We start from the raw sequence: 18,919 nt of genomic DNA on the forward strand, positions 1-18,919 counted from the left end.
AAAAATATAGAGTCTATTTAAATTAGCTCCGTGCTGTTTGAAATTCCCTGTACAAACCGATATAAAGCGTATAGACTATTTTGGAAATTTGAAGGAGTTTAGTAAATGAAGAAAATAATTCTTACAGCATTATTCCTGTTACTTATGAGCTTTAGCCTACACACACCAAGTACATATGCCAGTTCCTACGGTGTTGTAGAAGACGGCTCCAACCGAACACTTGTCCCACTGCGTATGATTGCGGATACGTTTTCGGTGACGGTTGATTGGGATAATGCGAGTAAAGTCGTGACAATCGACAATAAGTACAAGCTAACGCTGGGAAGTAAAAAGATTAAAAGTGCGGGTCAATTCATTCGCCAAATGGATACACAGCCAAAGATGATTCAAGGCGCGGTATATGTTCCTGTACGTGAGGTGGCCTTTTTATTTGATACACCGATGAATTGGAATCAAGCGAAAAAGGAAGTTTCCTATCAGGTTGGGGAAAATACATATCAGGTTTCGGTTTACCCAGAGCAGGTTTTGAGCAAGCCAAAAGTAGCGGTGACTAAGAAAACCGTCAACGCGGGTGGGAAAAAGCTAACGCTGAATGTCGTTTCGGTGAATTTACTAGCGCCGAATACATCGGTACATGTGGAGCTTGCGAATGACAAATTAGGTTCGGTTGGTTCGTTAGCTGCCATCGCCAAAAAGCATCATGCACAGGTTGCTATTAACGGAAATTACTTCGATGCTTATTCGAATTCGAGCTATCGCACCGTGTACAACGGCTTAGTGATGAACGGCGAACGTGTAAAGGTATTTGACACTAAATTCTCGGTGTTTTATGTACTGAAAGATGGCAATGTCGGCATATTACCAGGCGACAAATTTATGAAGCTTTTTGAAGAGGGCAATGTACAAGAAGCCATTCAAGTAGGACCGAGTTTAGTAACGAATGGCTCGGTAACGGTTGACCCGATTGCAGAAGGCTTTTCAAGTCATAAAATTTTAAGCTCACCGGGTGCGAGAAGTGCGATTGGGATTTTGCCAAATCGTCAGCTTATTTTCGTGACAACTTCAGGGGCAACTGTGCAGCAGTTGGCTTCGGCAATGAAGCAATTAGGCGCAGTGGATGCGATGAATTCAGACGGTGGTGCATCAAGTGGTCTTTATGCACAGGGCAAATACATCACCCCACCAGGCCGCGATATTGCAGTCGGACTATTAGTGAAGTAATCGGGTAAAAGTTTTCGATTATGTCTCACTTTCTCTACCAATCATTTGGTAAGATAAAACTAGAACAATGATGTGAGATGAGGAAGCTTATGAAATTTTTAAAAATGATGTTAAGTGTGTTACTTTTTACTGTGCTATTGCCAAATCCGTTTGCCATGGCGCAGGAGGAAGTACAGCAATACATCGTAACAACGACAAATGGTGTATCCATGACAGCAAGTGCAGATGAAAAAGGAATGATTGTAGCGAAATTATCTAAGGGTGCGCGGGTGAAATTTGTGCGCCAACAAGATAATTGGGTGAAAGTCGATTACAAAGGTCGGTTAGGATGGGTACCGAGCGAAACCATTGCGCCTTTTACTGCTGATTTGCTGTCTATTTATGCAAGCTATTATCAGCAACTTACAAAATTAGATCCAATTATATACGGATTGGTAGCGGACTTTACACAGGATGGCATCGAGGATCTTTATATCATTCGAGATTCAAATCCATCGAAAGGTGTGTACGAGGAATACATATATAGTGGTAAACAATTGATTTATCAGAAAAATAGTAAAAGCGGCTTAACCGTTTTAAAAAATGGCGACAACTATTACCTATACCATCATGCTCAAACAAATGATGAGGAAAAATACAAGCTTAAGCAATTAAACAATCAAGCCAAAACAGACTATTTTGAGGCAAGTGCAGGGAAAGAAAGTTATGAAATCACGGCGAATAATTATATAAAGTCGTATTTTATATTGGGGGCAGGAGCGGGCGCTGTGGATGAGCAAACGTTTACCTATGAGCAAGTTGCCTCGAAGGATTATTATGGTGCCGAGCTAAAAAATGAGTATGACGAATCGATTTACTTAGAAAATTATGCTTTGTCAAAGGGTGGGAAAACTAATACATTAATGCAGCAGGACTATCATGACTTATTTTCAACTTATGAAAAATCAAAAGTGGTGAAAGTAATTTACGATGATCAATATAAATCTGCTACGTTAAATGAACGCTTTCAATTTGATAGCAATCGCATGAAGAAGGAATTATTGGATTTAGCTGAGGCAGCTCTACCAGAAAAGCAATTGGATTCGGAACAATCGGAGCTAGATAAAATTCAGTATCTACTTGATCAATCCGTTGATTTAGAAATTCCGTACAAAAGTAAGCTTGATCGAAATATGCTGACGTATTTTAAAGCGGTACAGCGCGGAATTGCAAACGGTATGACAGGCTTCGATTCAACACAGTTACTCATAACGAATAATGAAACGACTACTACATATGAACGAGCTCCCATCGATCAACTAATTTACGATTTTTACGGTGTGAAAATGAAGCCAGACGATTTTAATGAGTTGACGAACGATACAGGGTATTTGATGACCGAGGAAAGCTATGTAGCAAATATAATAGAAGAAACTCAAACTAAAACATACATTTATCGTCAGTTAGTAGCAATCGAAACATTAGAAAATGGCTATATTGCACTGAATTACACGGATTATGAAATGCCTATAGAGATGAAGGTTTCACCTACAAATGAAAGCATGCTTATTGCAGGGAATAAAGTAGGGCAAGGATATGTACTCTTAAAAAGATTGCCTTTTGAATCGGATGTGAAATTCGTCTATATCGATACGGTAGATTCGCTAAATTATTTAAATGTTGATCAATTTGGTGTGTATGAAAATTCTTTGGATGTTATTCAAAAGCTATCTGCAGAGCAAAAAGCACAGCAAACTGAAGAAGCACAAGTAATAGAAATAACAGAAACAAAGAAGGAAGCATCGGCACAATTTGAAGCGGAACCTGAACCGACGAAAAGTTGGTGGCCGTTATTAGGTGGAGCGCTACTAGTAATAAGTGTTTTTGCAGTGTCGTATTATTTTTATCGTAAACGTATTAGGAAGTAAGAAGTAACAGCATGGAATTTCTGTTCGTATTACCGCCGTGACAAGTTCAAATTAAATCAAGGCACACGAAAAATTCTTTCATTTGAATTTTTTCGTGTGTTTTTATTTTGTAAATAAGAGAGAGTGCCGAAAAAAAAGATGAATATCTTATTTTTAGATAATATATAATGGATTTTTAATAAAAAACAATTGTCTGGAATAAATACAATTATCAGTAATTAATACCTTCTATACCCTTAGTTTGTATTAAAATAACATCATTACTAACTTTTTTCTAACATTTGTAATGGAATATTAATAAAAACGTAACATTAATAGTTAGTACTTTATTAAATGTATGTTATAATTAAATAGAATTGTTGAGCAGAGAAATTTGTTAAAAATAATTCGTTAGCGTAAGCAACAGCCATTTTCTTTTGGAATACATAGTGAAAAAAGAATAATTATGGTGAATTTTATTGTTTTGCTTCAATTATGTATTGAAGCAAAATCTACGTCTTAGGAGGAAATATAATGTCAAAACAAAATACAGGTCGTAAATTCTTTGCGACAGCTGCAACTGCTGCATTAGTAGCATCAGCAATCGTACCAGTAGCTTCAGCTGCTGAATTCACAGATGCGGGTAAAATTGCATCTTGGGCTAAGGATGCTGTAGAAGCTTTATCAGCTAAAGAAGTAATTACAGGTAACCCAGATGGTTCATTCAACCCAACAGGTGATGTAACTCGTGCACAAGCTGCAAAAATGTTCACAGTTGCTTTAGATTTAGATACTAAGGGTACTGAAAACTTCACTGACGTTAAAGATGGTCAATGGTTCCAAGAATATGTAGTTGCAGTAGCAAACGCTGGTATCGTAAACGGTATGACACCTACTGAATTTGCTCCAAACGGCAAATTAACTCGTGCACAAGCTGCAAAAATGATCGTTGAAGCTTATGGTTTTGAAGGTGAAGCGGACTTATCACAATTCGCTGACGCTAAAACTGTAGCAGGTAAATGGTCTGAGGCTTACCTTTCAACTGCTGTAGCAAACGGCGTTATTAACGGTAAAGGCGACAAATTAGCTGCTAACGATTCAATCACTCGTCAAGAGTTCGCTGTAATGTTAACTCGTGCAATCGATGCTGCAACAGATAACTCAGCTGAATTAGTAGCTGCTGTTGAAGAAGCAACTAAAGCTTTAGACGAAGCTGTAAAAGCATTAAATACTGAAGTAAAAGTAGAAGAAATTGAAGCTGCGAAAGCTGAAGTAACATCTGCTGAAACTGCAATTGTTGCATTAGAAACTGCATTAGAAGCTGCTAAAGAAGTAGTAACTGAAGAGCAAGCTGCTAAAGTTAACGAAGCAATCGCTGCTGCTAAAAAGGCTATCGAAACTACTAAAGCTGTCATCGCAAAAGCAGAAGAAGATGCAAAAGTATTAGCTGTAGAGTCAGTAACACAACTTAATGCGACTGAAATTTTAGTAAAATACAATAAAGAAGTTAATAAAGATTCAGCAATCGCTGCAGGTAATTATACTGTTGAAACGAAAGCGCCATTCACAGTTACTACAAATGCCGTTGCTGATGTTGAATTACAAGAAGATGGTAAATCTGCAATCGTACGTTTAACAAATGTTTTAACACCAGCTGTAGTTTATAATGTTACAGTCCAAAACGTTGTTGACAAAAAATATGCTAAATTAGCTAAATTTGAGACGACTTTTACTGCAACAGAAGCTGCTGCACCATCTTTAGCAAAGGTTGAGTATGTTGGTGGAGAATTACAAGTAACATTTAAAGAAGAAGTAAGCTTTGCTAAGGCCATTGTTAAAGTTGATGGTGTATCAATTCCTTCAAACGCATTCACAGCAGTAGCTACTGATGCAGGTACGTACACTTATAAAGCAACTTTATCGGCTCCTGCCAACTTAACGGAAGGTAATCACTCTGTTTCAATCGTAGGTTTAGAAAACAAAGCAGGTAAAGAAGCAAGCACTTTAACAGGTACTTTTACTATTTCTAAAGATGTAACAGCGCCAACTGTTTCTAAAGTAACTGCAAGTGAAACAACTTCAAATGAATTTACTATTGAATTCAATGAAGCTGTAACAAAACCAACTGTTAAAGTTACAAAAGGTTCAACTGTATACACAGCAACAACAACAAACGATACAAGTTCTGTTACTTCAAAAACTTGGACTGTAAAAATTAATGATATTGCTGGTAACGAATTATTCCCAACTGGTGTAACTCAAGCGGTTGTTTCTTATGAAGTTTCTGCGTTCAAAGATACTGCTAACTTAGTTGGTACTACTTCTACGGGTTCAGTAACTTTATCAAAAGATGCTAATGTTCCAGCTGTTAAGTCAGCTAACTTAAATACAATTGCTGCATTAGGTAATGCAACTGTAATTACAGTACCATTTACTGAAGCAGTTACTACAGCTTCAGTAGCTAGCGTATCTGTCAAAGATCCAGACGGTATTTTACAAACTGCTGCTGTAACAGTATCGGGTGAAAATTTAGTATTAACGATTGCTGACCATGCAAATAAACAAGGCACATACGAAATTATTTTACCTGCTGGAGTTGTAAAGGACGGTTCAAATAATAAAAACGCTGCAACTACAACTTTTGTAACAAAAGATGCTTCGGCTGCTGGTGTTCTTGAATTATCTGAAAGTGCTATTGTAGCTTCTAATACTTTAGTTTCTGGCAACAACGTGATTACTGTTAACTTCGGTGAAGAAATGACTGAAACAGCATTAAATGCAGCTAATTATTCATTAGACAATGCAGCATTACCAGCTGGCACTACAATTGGATTTGTTGGAACTAAAAACAAAGTTCAAATTACATTACCATCTACATTTGTAGTTTCAACGGATGCAGATTACAAATTTGCTGTATCTAAAGATTTAACTACAAAGGCAGGTAAAGCAGTACGTTTAAATGATTCAGCTCCAACTGCTTCAACTTTACAATTAGTGAAAACTATCACTTTAAAAGATAACAAAGCTCCAGAATTAAAAACTGCAAAATTATTAAATGGTGGTGCAGTAGCTACTGATTCGGCAAACCAAATTGAATTAACATTCAATGAAACATTAACTGCTGTTGGTACTTCAGTAGCAGCTGGATTAAAAGACGACTTTGTAGTAAAAGTTAATGGTGCTACAGTAGCGCACGATGTAGTAGCTAACAGTGCGAATAGTAATAAAATTGTATTAAGCATTGATTCTTATAACACTGCTCAAACAATTACAGTTGAATTAGCAGATTCTAATTTACAATTAGTAGACCTTAATGGAAACGTAATTAACAAAGGTGCTGCTCTTACTGCAACTAAGTAATAGTATTAATACAATGCTGCACTAACTGAAACAAAGTGCAATCTATATCTTTGCTAAAAAGCTTGTCGGAGGTTATTCTCCGGCAAGCTTTTTGCTTAGAAAGAATAGTTATATTTTCTCTAAGGCATCAGTGTTCAAGACCCATCACCATAATTTTTGGTTAATATCCTGGAATTAGCTTTGATTCACGTTATAAGGGAGAATACTTTTAATTCAGCCATGAGCTACTGTAAAGAATACGTGCTATTTTTCCCTATTACTGTGCGAATTTATGCAAAAAACGTGCGGTATTTTGAGTTTATTTATGACCTTCTTAATATATTTGCGAATGTTCAATTAATCCTAGTGAAACTTAAATCATTCTCAATCTCCAATCAAGAAACATTGCATACCTTAATGGAAATACCAATAAAACCCAAAATTTTTACGAATATTACATAGGATTTATTCCCATCTAAGCAAAACTGTGTGTTATCATAGTGAAAGACTTGAAAAGTGTGAGGGGTGTAAAGATGAAAAAATATCTTGCTGTACTGTTTACGGCAGTATTGGCAATGAGTTTGTTCTATGGAAGTCCAAGCTATGCCGCAGAAAAAAATAAGAATTTAGTTGAGCAAAAAGTGACAGTAATTATTAACGGAGAATATATTTCCTTCCAAGATCCTATTTTAAATAATAATGGGACAATTCTTTTACCGATGCGTGGTTTTTATGAAGCAATTGGCGCAGGGGTAAGTTGGAATCAGATAGATAAAATAGCGACAAGTGAGCGTAATGGTCAAATTGTTGAATTGACGATTGATTCAAAAACGGCAAAAGTAAATGGCATGAATGCGCAATTACTCGTTGCCCCAATGATTTACAAAGATCGTACGTATATTCCAATGCGCTTTGTCAGTGAAAATTCAGACGGACAAGTTTATTGGGATCAAGAAAGTAAAGTAGTAGAAGTAATTTTAAACGAAGCACCAGATGATGAAAGTCCAGAAGAGGAAGTTCCAGAGGTGCCAGTCGTACCTGAAGTAAAGCATATTTTATATATGAACAATCAGCGTATCGAAATGGAACTGTCACCAATTACAAAAGACGGACGCATGTATATCCCGGCAAGTTATTTCAGTGATTATTTACAGGATAGCTTTAGCCAGTGGGTAGATGAAACAAGCTTTGATTTAACGATTTCAGGATTAACTTTTAGCTTCACAGACAACAGCAATCGAATTTATGTTAATGGTGAGCTCTATTCAGGAAGCGAGAAGCCATTTATTCAATATAGTGAAATGTATGTACCGGTGAAATTCATTGTAGATTCATTTAAAAATGGTGGTTCCTTACGCTATGTACAAGAAGATAAAACTATCTATATTTCGTTGTATGACTACATACTAACAAGTGACTTTTTAGAGAAATCCTATGGGTCTTTAAATGTACCGCAATTAGTTGAAAATGCAGCATTAGATGGCAATCGTGAGTTAATGGTCAGTGATAACCCAGAAGAGTTAATTCCGTCAATTATTACAAATGCTAATGAAACATTAGCGGAAAATCATGTGCAAGGTGTTACCGCGACAAAAGAGCACCGTGTCTATGGTTGGCATATTAACAAACTAGACGGTCGCGCTAAAATCGGGATTACGATTCAAAACACATCATCTTCTGAGATTCAAGTGACGAACTCAAAAGGGATCTCACAAACAACAAGTAATAGCTGGAGTACATTTGATGTAGGCTTACCTTTATCAGATGCGGTATTAACCGATACATTACGTGATGCAAAGGAAAGCAAGATGACCATTGCACCGGGTGAAACGAAAATTATCCAAACCTATGATCTTGGTAAAAATTATTTACTCGGATTTACCCATGATTTTGATATCCGCTCCGTATCAGGCGCTGCAGTGAATTATACAATTCGAACAGTACTTAGCTTAGATGATGAGCCAAAGCTAGAAACGATTCATTCGCCAGTTGTCCCTATTAATAAATATGCAGCACATCCACGTGGCGTATGGCCAAGCTCGGCATTAAAGGTAACTTTACCAGCCTATACAGTTGATAGCGAGCAGGTGGGCTATAATATTTCAAACGGGAAAACTGACCATTTCTTAACGGATGAAAATTCATTAGACAAAATGAATGGCACAGTTGGCAACCCAGGACATTTTGGCATGTCTTATAAAGTCGATATTCCAATTGTCAATGATTCTGGCAAAATGAAATATATCCTTGTGAAAATAACAGGACGCGGTGGCGTATATAGTGGTGCGGTGAAAATGAATGGACGAACATATTTAATCCCGACATTAAAGCCAGGTGAAGAATATGTACAATTACCTGTACACCGTTCGAAAAAAGCGAAGGATGTCATCAATTTAGAAATCATTCACGCAGGCGGTAGTAATTTACCAGTCGCGATTTATGTTGAAACAAGATAAAGTGAAACTTTGCTAGTTGGGGGATTATTCCCCAACTAGCATTAGCTATCACCAATCGGGCTTTTAGGGACAGTTAGAAATTGGTATCTTACTGTCTCTTAATGCGAGATAAAGTGAAAAGGCAGATAGGGAGCGTTCCTTATCTGCTTTTTTCTTGTTATAAAGCTAGTACACTCGAAATATTAATTTTCTATAACGTATATTTCAATTTATTGAAAATCCGCCATTCACGATAATAGTATGTTATCCTTTTGAGAGATAGACTGTAATAGAAATGGAGAGAGATTTGTGAACAAAAAAATAGTGACCGCTGCTGTGGCAGTAGTTGCTGCACAGGCTACGTTTTTTGTAGCAGATAGTGAAGCAGCATTTGACAAAAAAGTAACGAATAAAACAACAACCATTTCACCGGGTGTAGAGTATATACAAGAGCAATATCAATCAGCAGAGACAAAAGAGGTTGTCAACTTTTTGAATATCGATTTAAACAACCCCTACACCTCATTAGAAGTGGGAATACCCGATCCAATCAATTCCCTAAAAACAACTTCTGCCATTGCGAAAATACATAATTATGAAGGCCATCGAGTAGTAGGTGCAACAAACGCATCTTATTTTTTAGGCAATGGTTTACCAGCAAATTTATTAGTGAATGATAATGTCATCGTCAATTATGGTATTTTAGGTGAAAACGCAAACAGCCCGACACAGCAGCCGGTAGCATTTGGCGTAACGGCTTCGGGTCAGGCAATTGCCGATTATTATACAACGGATTTATCCTTTACGGCGGCAGGTCAAAAAATTAAGATAGACCGCATTAATACAGAGCGTGTCGCAGGGACAACGGTGCTCTATACGGCTGATAAGGCTTCAACAGGCACGAATAACTGGGGTCTTGAAATTGTCGTGACAGGCGCTTCGAAAAGCACGAAGTCATTGAGCTTTGGCGATTCCATTTCAGGGACAGTCGAAAGTGTGACAGAATACGGGCAATCAGGTGACACTGCCGTACCAGCGGATGGATTTGTCATCTCCATTCAAGACAAAGCAACAGCAGAGCAATTAAAGGCAACACTTGAAGTAGGGGCACCGATTCAAGTCGATTTAAATATTGATGATAAATGGAAAAATGCGAAATTCATTTTAGCGGCGGGTCCACTATTAGTGAAGGATGGCCAAGTCAATATTTCGATGCCAACTGATTCGTCATTTGTCAAAACACGCAGCGACCGTACAGCAGTAGCAGTAGATGCTACAGGGAAAAAGGTATTTTTAGTAACAGTGGATGGACGTCAAAGCGGCTATAGTAATGGTACGTCTTTAACAGATTTAGCCTCTTACTTAATTTCAAAAGGGGCAAAATACGCGATCAACCTAGACGGTGGCGGTTCTACAACAATGGTTGCGCGTACACCAGGTCAAGAGGCGCCTTCCCTTGTGAACCAGCCCTCTGATGGCAGCGAGCGCCGAGTTTCTGCAACGCTTCAAGTTATTAATAACGCGCCTGCAGGAACAGTAAAGGCCTTTTCAATTACGGGTCTTCCAAGCTCTATGACAATCGAAACAACCGCAACAGCAGATGTGTCATTAGCCTATGATGAATTTTTAAACCCCGCTACAATTCAAAAGGATCAGGTGAAGTGGTCCGTTGAAGGCGGTATCGGTACATTCAATGGATCAAGCTTTACAGCGACAAAAGTGGGCACCGGCAAAATTATTGCTATTTATAATGGCATACGTTCCGAGTTTGCTATAAAGGTAACAAAAGCGCCAGAAGCGGTGGAAGTGGTAGATTCATTTGACGTGACTTCAAATTGGACGGTTAACACAGCAAAAGCGACGGCATCAATTGTCAATGCTTCTAAGGCTGAACCGTTCCGCGAAGGTCAGTCATCCTTAAAGCTTAACTATGATTTCACAACGGCAGAATCAGGTACAAAAGCGGCATATGCTGTAGCAAAATCACCAATTACGATGCAAGGCTTACCGAAGCAAATCGGTGTTTGGGTGTATGGTGATGCGGCGAAGCATTGGTTGCGCGGTTCGATTATTGATGGCAGTGGACAAAAGCATACCCTTGATTTCACACAGCAAGGGAAGCTCGATTGGTCAGGTTGGAAATATGTTACGGCTGAGGTCCCGCAAACATTAGCATTACCGATAAAGTTCGATCGTATTTATGTAACAGAGCCGAATGATTCAAATAAAAATAAAGGCGTGCTTTACTTCGATCAATTACAGGCTGTTTATAAGGACGACTATAAGGAGCCATTATATACGGACTTAAAATTATCGCACTGGGCAAGCTCAACGATTGAATATTTAAATACCAATGAATTAGTCAAAGGTTATCCAAACGGAACATTCAAGCCAGAAAGCACGATTTCTCGCGCAGAGGCAGCTACAATAATTGCACGTGCACTAGGTATTTCATCTACGAATAAGGTGGCCTTTGATGATGTGAAGGCGAATCACTTTGCGTACGGGGCGATTGCGGCAGTATCAGAAAAAGGTATATTAACAGGTCGTGAAGCAAGTAAGTTCAGTCCAGATGGCAAGCTAACACGTGCCGAAATGGCGACAATCTTAAAGCGTGCCTACAATCTATCAGGCACAGCGCAATTACCATTCAAGGATGTGCCAAGCTCGCACTGGGCCTATGACGCCATTGCGACGGTCTATTCAAATCAATTAACAGGTGGCTATCCGGATAATACCTTTAAACCAAATAACAGCATCACGCGTGCCGAATTTGCAACATTCCTATCAAAGATTTTGCAGAAATAAGTAGCGTAAAGCGAGTGAGTCCATGCGGCGCGATGTGATACGTGCAGTAGGGAGATCGATATGTGCCAATTTCTGGGTTTATTTGCGAAATTCAGATTATATTTGTGAGTTTTTGAGTTTATTTGCGAATTTTAGGATATATTTGCGATTTTCAAAGTTTATTTGCGACTTTTAAAATATATTTGCGAATCCCCCCATGCGCTCCCTAAAGCCGTATCGAATAAAAGAAAAAGCAAGCTATGCAATGAGACACTTAGTCCAGATTGCATAGCTTTTTTCTTGGCAAAAATATAAATTTGGTAAAATATCTAGTATAAAAGTATAAACTATCCAAAACTAGTGAATTATAGCTCACTATTTGATAAAATAAGAGTTAATTATTAGCTGAGGGAGGACTACAGCCGTGCACTTTAAAAAAATCAGCTTGCTGTTTATCATTTTTATGATTTCCTTTTTTACCAATCAACAATCAAAGGCACAAGCAGCAACCATCTCATTTACAGATGTAACTTCAAAAAATCCAGCATATGGAGAAATTATGTACCTCGTGAATTCGGGGGTATTAGAAGGCTCCTTCGAAAATGGAAAGCGTGTATTTAAGCCAACTGAACAGGTAACACGTGGACAAGCAGCGAAAATGGTTATCGTGGCAACAGGCAAAACACCATTAGTCGTAGAGAAATCTTCATTCACTGATATTGATGTGAAAAAGAATGCCGCATTATCAGGCTATGTGGAGCGAGCGGTGCAACTTGGCTATTTCAGTGAGTATTCTCCAGGCAAATTTGAACCGAAAATACCACTAACTCGTACAGAAATGAGTAAGGTACTGTCATTAGCGTTTGATTTAAATGTAGAGCAAACAGCCGATTTAACAATACCTTTTACAGATATTTCTAAGAGCAATCCGTACTATAAATACATTTCGGCTATTTACTACAACGGGATTACGAGCGGTACTCATAATTCCACAAAATATAGTGCCAATGAACCGGTTACGAGAGCGCAGTTTTCATCCTTTGTAGCGCGTGCAGCATCTGATACATACCGCTTAAAATTGCCGGTACAAGGTGTATCTATTACAAATCCAGAACCTGCAAAGATTATTGGTAAAGTATTTGTTGCGGTGGATGGATTAAATATTCGTTCGACTGCAACAAGCACCAACGCATCCAATATTGTTGGGAAAGAAAATACAGGGAAAGAGCTGTCTGTTTACGAGGATCAAGGTTTTTGGTTGAAAATTGCCTATAACGGAAAAACGGCTTTCGTGGCAAAGGAATTTACAAAAACGGCTGAGCAGCTAGAGCAGGAGCAAGCTAAAGAAAATTCAACACCACAAGAAACACCAAATACTGAAGAAAATGTAGCACCGGAGGAAACACCGAATACAGATGAAAATACAACACCTAATTCGGATGAAAGCAGCAAAGGACCAATAGATGAGCAGTCGGCTACAGTTGGGATTGCTACAATTAATGATTTAACGATTCGTGAAAACAAGGATGCCAATTCGAAATCATTAGCAAAAATTAGTCGTGGAACGGTTGTCAATGTTCAATCGATTGATGGGGCATGGGTCAAAGTCTCGCATAATGGGGTTAGTGGCTTCATTGAAAAACGCTTTATCCGCTTAAAAAACACGGAGGAGAGCGCCGTGGCGAATCGTATTATCGTGCTCGATGCGGGGCATGGTGGTAAAGATGTAGGGGCTGTAAATGGCTCAACAACAGAAAAAGCCATTGTATTAAAAGTAACAACTTTAGTGAAAGAAAAGCTAGCTGCCGATGGGGCGATTGTGCAAATGACACGTATGGATGACACTTATCCATCTCTAGACGAGCGTATTCAATTTGCGAAAAGTAAATACGGTGAGATGTTCGTAAGTATTCACGTGAACAGCGCTGAAAATAAAGCAGCCAGCGGAACAGAAACCTACTATAGCGTTTCGTCAAACGTCAATGAAAAAGAAGATCAAGTATTGGCAACAAATATCAATAATTATATTGTGAAAAACGCAAGCATGAAGGATCGTGGCGTTAAACGCGCTGATTTTAAAGTGATCAAGGGCTTAACCATTCCCGCTGTATTAGTAGAATTAGGCTTTATCAAAAATGATCAGGATCACGCAAAATTAATCGACGACAAATATGTAGAGATTTTCGCCGATTCAATTTATCAGGGAATCGTTGACTACTATGCAAGATAATTAACGAAATATTGTATTTTTGAAGGGGTGTTAAAAGAGGATTGAACTTTTAACATCTCTTTTTCATCTCTTTGATTTTCTAGGTAGTGTTGCAGGATGTGTAGTTTATGTAATATAGGCATGCGCCGATATTTGCGATGTTTAGGTTTTATTTGCGGCTTTAGGGCAGGAATTTGCGAAACCCCTTAATAAATCAAATTTCGCAGTGACATTTCTTCAATAAACTATCTCAACTGAAAATCTAAAAATTAGATAGTATTGCCCTATATTAGAAATTTACAATTCTACAACTAAACTCCTATATAATTTTACCGATAATAGTTAAAGAACTATAAACATAAAGCATATTTAAATAGAGAAGGGTGATAGCATGAAAAAGAATAAGAAAATTGGGTTAATGGCAGGCTTTCTTATTACGCCGGCAGTTGTCGCACAGGTAACACCAGTAGCAGCGGAAGAAACACCCTCAACGAATGTAAATGTCGAGAACTTCCTAAAAGCACAGGATACATTTTTAAAATCCACACCACCTAGCACCACATCAGCTTTAAGTACAGCCGTAAATAAAGTAAAGACTGCATATAATGTATTGACTGAGCAAGAAAAGGCGGCACTCACAGAAGAGGTCAAAAAGCAATATGACAATATTGTTGCGACGCATACGATTAGGAAAAGTATTGATGAGATACTCATCAAAAAAGATACTGGCACAAAGCTAGTAGAAGAAATTGGTGCTATCGAAACAAGCTACAACAATTTAGGTAGCGCGGATTATCAAAAATTTATTATAAATTATGCCAAGTTAACGGATTTCAAGGCATCTTTACAAACAGTAGTGGATATAGAAAAAGGAATTGCTGAAATTGAGACTTCTGCTGATGCATTGAGTAAAATCGAAATCATCATTAAGGATTACAAGGCATTATCAACGACTCAGCGCAATTATTTATCAAAGGCACAGCGCGATTTAATAGTTTCTTGGGATCAAACGATTGCAGCGGCACCAAGATTAATCGAAAAGATTGACGGAATTTCCACAACGGCATTTGCTACATGGGGAACAGCGATTGAAGCAACGAAGGTTAGCACAGTCAAGAAATTTAATGATACTATAACAAATCTATCAATTGAATTAGATAAGATCAAGCTTGCTTCGATTCCAGATGGGGTAGATTCAAAAGAGCTTGTGACAAACAAAGCGCGTTTATATGCATTAAATGAATTTGCTGGTATTGCAAAAACGATTCTAGAGCTTAATGCAGATTCAGCGCGTGTAGAAAAAACGCTGAATGAAGCAAAGGATAAATTAGCTACCTTTGATGGAAAGTTGACCGCAAATGCCAATGACTTGTCTGGAACGGATAACTTAAATTTACCCCATCTAAAAACGTTTTTAGAAGAATATATTCAAAACCTAGAGCAGGAGCTAGTAGGCATTAAGGAAGTAGAGGACTTAATAAAAGAGTTAGCATCGGATATGGACTTGGTCAAATTAGCGACTGCGCGTGAAAAATATAATGCATTGTCTGCAGAGGCTAAAAAATTCGTATCTAATGTGAAACAATTAACTGATCTAGAAAGTAACTATAAAGCAGCTTTAACAGTCGTGACGCAAATTAAAGCAATCGATCCAACTGCGAATGATTTTGCCAAAAAGGTAACAACAGCAAAGGCGGCTTACGATAAATTGACGACTGCGGCATTAAAGGAATCAGTGTCGAACTATGCGGTACTAGAGGGCTATTTAGCGATTGCGCAATTAATGCAAGACATTGATGCATTACGTGTTACGAACAAAAGCTTCCGTGAAGAGTATGAAAAAGCAAAAAGTACATTCGCAACCTTAACTGCAGGGGTAACAATTGATTCGGATAGCGGGACTGAAAATCCAAATGATGATCCAGTGCTAATTGCCAAGAAGCAGCTATTAAAGGTATACGGACCAAAGCTGGATCAATTCGCAATGAGCATCGCAACGGCAGATCGTATGGACCAGCAAATTGCAGAGCTCACTTCGAAATCAGGCGAAAGCTTTATGACAGCACTTAAGCAGCTGTCAGAGGAATATAAACAATTAGATTCGACTATAAAAAGTATGATGACCAAAGCAAACGAGTTAAAGGCGTTTGAAAAGGATTATACGGCTTCGTTAAAGGTCATTAACTTAATCGAGCAGCTACCGGCTAGTTCGGACAAACGATTTACTTCAAAAGTAACATCTGCTGAGAAGGCTTATCAAAGATTGACGACAACGCAAAAGGCTCATGTCTATAATTATGACAAGCTCGGGAATGTCCTAAAGGCAGCAACCCTAATTACAAGCATCGATAAACTACGAACAACAAGTAAAACATTTGAATCCGATGTGAAAGCATTACGTGAGCAATATGAGGCGCTAAGTAATGATGAAAAGGCGCTTGTGCACAATATTGCCAAGCTCGATGAAGCAGAGGCAAGCATCGGATTGGCTGAAAAGGTAATGGCGCTCATTAACGAGGCTGTGCCAACTGCTGAAAATTACATCACAAAATTAAAAGCAGCACGTGAGGCGTACGATCAGCTAGAACGTTCGAAGCAAGCGATTGTACTGAACGCGAAGGACTTATTTGCACGAGAGCGCGCGGTAAAGCCTGTATTAAAATTAGATAGTGATATTTTAAAATTAGATCCATCTAATGCTAGAAGCTTCCTTTCAAAATTTAAATCTGCTCAAAAGGCCTATGATAAATTATCGGTAGTAGACCGCAATTTATTAGAAAATGCGGAATTACTTACAGGTGAGTTAAAGGAGCTTTATACAGTAATGGATGCCATTAATTCGGTGAGAAGCTCAAGTAAAACCTTTGTTGCTGATACGCAGGCAGCACGTGATTTGTATGAAGCATTATCACCGGAGCTAAAAGAGAAAGTATCCAACTACAAAGTGTTAACGGAGCATGAGCTAAACGTTGCAGGAGGCTCCGCGGTGGATGAGCAAATTCGCCAATTGGCATCTGTTGAACCACTGCAATTTATTGAAAAGGTGAAGGAAGCAAGTGAGGCGTACAAAAAGCTAAGCTCTGCCAATAAAAAGGCGGTCACTTTATACAATGAGTTAAAAGGCTATGAGAAATATATTAAGCCTGTAGAAAAGGTTATTAAAGATATCGAAGGCCTATCCAACCCACGTAATAATTTGACGAGACAATATTCAAAAGTGCGTTCCTCTCTACAAAAATTGGATGGGACACAATATAGCTATATTACGAATATGGATAATTACTCGAACTTAACCAATGTGATTCATGCCTATGAGCTGATTGAAAAGCTAAGACCAAGCGATAGATATTATCAAGGGAACTTAGAGGCGGCAAAAACAGCATATAATAAGCTTTCAGAGGATGAGAAGAAACGGGTAACGAATGCCTATAAGCTACAAGAGGCACAGCTTAATATTGATGAGGCTAATGTCGTGATTAATTTAATCAGTTCGTTAACAAGTACATCTAGCTCGTATATGGACGATATAGCAAAAGCAGCAGCGGCCTATAAAGCACTCCCTTCTAGTGTACGTAAGCAGATTACGAATTACGATGTGCTCAAGCAGGCAGAGAAGGATGTAAAGGCGGTACAAAAAGTAATCAAGCAAATTGGAGCATTAGATTTAGATGCCAGAAATGCAGAATCCAAAATAAAATCAGCCAAAAAAGCCTATGATAAACTAACGCAGGAACAACAGCCATTAGTAAGTAACTATAATATTTTACAAGCTGCGATTTTTGAGTTTGGACTGTAACATGAACATTGAATTAATGTAAAAATTTGATATTATTGAAAGAGCGTCCTTCCATTGTGAAGCGACGTTCTTTTCTTCTGTAAAAAATGCATACATTATAATAGAAAATAGATAGTCTTTTGAAAAGGGATGATTGGGTGAAAAAAATAGTATTCGCGAGCGCGTTAACCTTATTAGTTTGGGGGAGTGTTCACACACAGAGTTTAGCAGCGACAACCACCTTTAGTGATGTACCTGCAAAGCATTGGGCGGCAACGACTATTTATGATTTAGTCGCAAAAGGGTATATGCAGGGCTATGAAGATGGGACATTCAAACCAAATCAAACAACAACTCGTGGAGAAGCGGCTGTTATTATTGCACGTACGATGGGCATTGATGTAACGACGGACTTTAAGCCAAGCTTTCAGGATGTTCCGACAACGCATCCATATTATCGGCCAATTAGTAAGTTAACGGAATTAGGCGTGCTACAGGATGGAAGCTTTTTTTATCCGAATGCCCAATTAAAGCGTTCAGAAATCTCGAAAATGATTGCGCTGGCCTATGGAGTAGAAGTCGATCGTCAAAACAAAGCAGCGTTCAAGGATTTATCAGATAATTTTTGGGCAAAGGATTATATTGAATCATTAGCAGATGTGTCCATTGTTCAGGGCGTGACAGCCAGCACATTCGAGCCAGGGCAATATGTAACGCGTGCACAAATCGCATTACTGACAAAGCGTGGCATGGCATTTAAAGGGCAAGTCGAAAAGAAGGAAGTCATCTATGATTTTTTACAAAAGGATTATATTTCAACAGTGAATCACTATCAACATTGGGAAACGAAAATATTATCGCTCGTAAATGATATTCGAATAAAGAATGACTTACCAAAGCTTACAATCGATCCGGACTTAACACAAATTTCGATTATAAAAGCAAAGGATATGGTAAATCGCAATTATTTTGAGCATTATTCACCGTTCTATGGGAACCCGTGGGATTTGGCGACGTTATTTGATTATGAATATATAAGTTTTGGGGAGAATATTGCACGAAACTTTACGTCGGCACAAGCAACCGTCGATGCATGGATGGCCTCACCAAAGCACCGTGCTAATCTATTAAATCGTCAATATGAGTATATGGGCATCGGGGTAGAGAAGACAAAAAATGGAAAATATTACATTGTTCAACATTTTTCTTCAAAATGATTGTCAATTATTGGATTGTTATATTACGAGAATATTACGATGAATAATGG

8 protein-coding genes are annotated in these 18,919 nt (G+C 38.3%); all 8 read left to right on the plus strand.

Annotated features, from left to right (window positions below):
* Positions 1-105: 105 nt before the first annotated feature.
* The 8 genes from MKX47_RS03045 (at position 106) to MKX47_RS03080 (ending at position 18,869) form a co-directional block, all read left to right on the plus strand.
* Positions 106-1,221, plus strand: a complete 1,116-nt coding sequence (locus MKX47_RS03045; RefSeq protein WP_340770978.1) for a phosphodiester glycosidase family protein — start codon at positions 106-108, stop codon at positions 1,219-1,221.
* A gap of 89 nt (positions 1,222-1,310) precedes the next feature.
* Complete coding sequence (locus tag MKX47_RS03050) at positions 1,311-3,128, plus strand: SH3 domain-containing protein (protein WP_340770982.1); 1,818 nt, start codon at positions 1,311-1,313, stop codon at positions 3,126-3,128.
* A gap of 513 nt (positions 3,129-3,641) precedes the next feature.
* Positions 3,642-6,467 (plus strand): S-layer homology domain-containing protein, encoded by a 2,826-nt coding sequence (locus MKX47_RS03055; RefSeq protein WP_340770985.1) that lies wholly within the window; start codon positions 3,642-3,644, stop codon positions 6,465-6,467.
* Positions 6,468-6,979: 512 nt separating this feature from the next.
* Positions 6,980-8,902, plus strand: a complete 1,923-nt coding sequence (locus tag MKX47_RS03060; protein WP_340770987.1) for a stalk domain-containing protein — start codon at positions 6,980-6,982, stop codon at positions 8,900-8,902.
* A 288-nt stretch (positions 8,903-9,190) separates the two neighbouring features.
* Positions 9,191-11,689 (plus strand): S-layer homology domain-containing protein, encoded by a 2,499-nt coding sequence (locus MKX47_RS03065; protein WP_340770989.1) that lies wholly within the window; start codon positions 9,191-9,193, stop codon positions 11,687-11,689.
* 403 nt (positions 11,690-12,092) lie between these two features.
* Positions 12,093-13,898, plus strand: a complete 1,806-nt coding sequence (locus tag MKX47_RS03070) for an N-acetylmuramoyl-L-alanine amidase (protein WP_340770991.1) — start codon at positions 12,093-12,095, stop codon at positions 13,896-13,898.
* Positions 13,899-14,268: 370 nt separating this feature from the next.
* Positions 14,269-17,673 carry a hypothetical protein gene (locus MKX47_RS03075; RefSeq protein WP_340770994.1) on the plus strand — a complete coding sequence of 1,135 codons (3,405 nt, stop codon included), beginning with the start codon at positions 14,269-14,271 and terminating at the stop codon, positions 17,671-17,673.
* Positions 17,674-17,810: 137 nt separating this feature from the next.
* Positions 17,811-18,869 (plus strand): CAP and S-layer homology domain-containing protein, encoded by a 1,059-nt coding sequence (locus MKX47_RS03080; RefSeq protein WP_340770996.1) that lies wholly within the window; start codon positions 17,811-17,813, stop codon positions 18,867-18,869.
* Positions 18,870-18,919: the final 50 nt, after the last annotated feature.

This window comes from Solibacillus sp. FSL R7-0668 (assembly GCF_038006205.1).
Classification (GTDB): domain Bacteria; phylum Bacillota; class Bacilli; order Bacillales_A; family Planococcaceae; genus Solibacillus.

Coding starts and splice junctions, on each gene's coding strand:
- MKX47_RS03060 (WP_340770987.1), top strand. CDS start 6,980: ATGAAAAAATATCTTGCTGTACTGTTTACGGCAGTATTGGCAATGAGT.
- MKX47_RS03050 (WP_340770982.1), top strand. CDS start 1,311: ATGAAATTTTTAAAAATGATGTTAAGTGTGTTACTTTTTACTGTGCTA.
- MKX47_RS03075 (WP_340770994.1), top strand. CDS start 14,269: ATGAAAAAGAATAAGAAAATTGGGTTAATGGCAGGCTTTCTTATTACG.
- MKX47_RS03055 (WP_340770985.1), top strand. CDS start 3,642: ATGTCAAAACAAAATACAGGTCGTAAATTCTTTGCGACAGCTGCAACT.
- MKX47_RS03045 (WP_340770978.1), top strand. CDS start 106: ATGAAGAAAATAATTCTTACAGCATTATTCCTGTTACTTATGAGCTTT.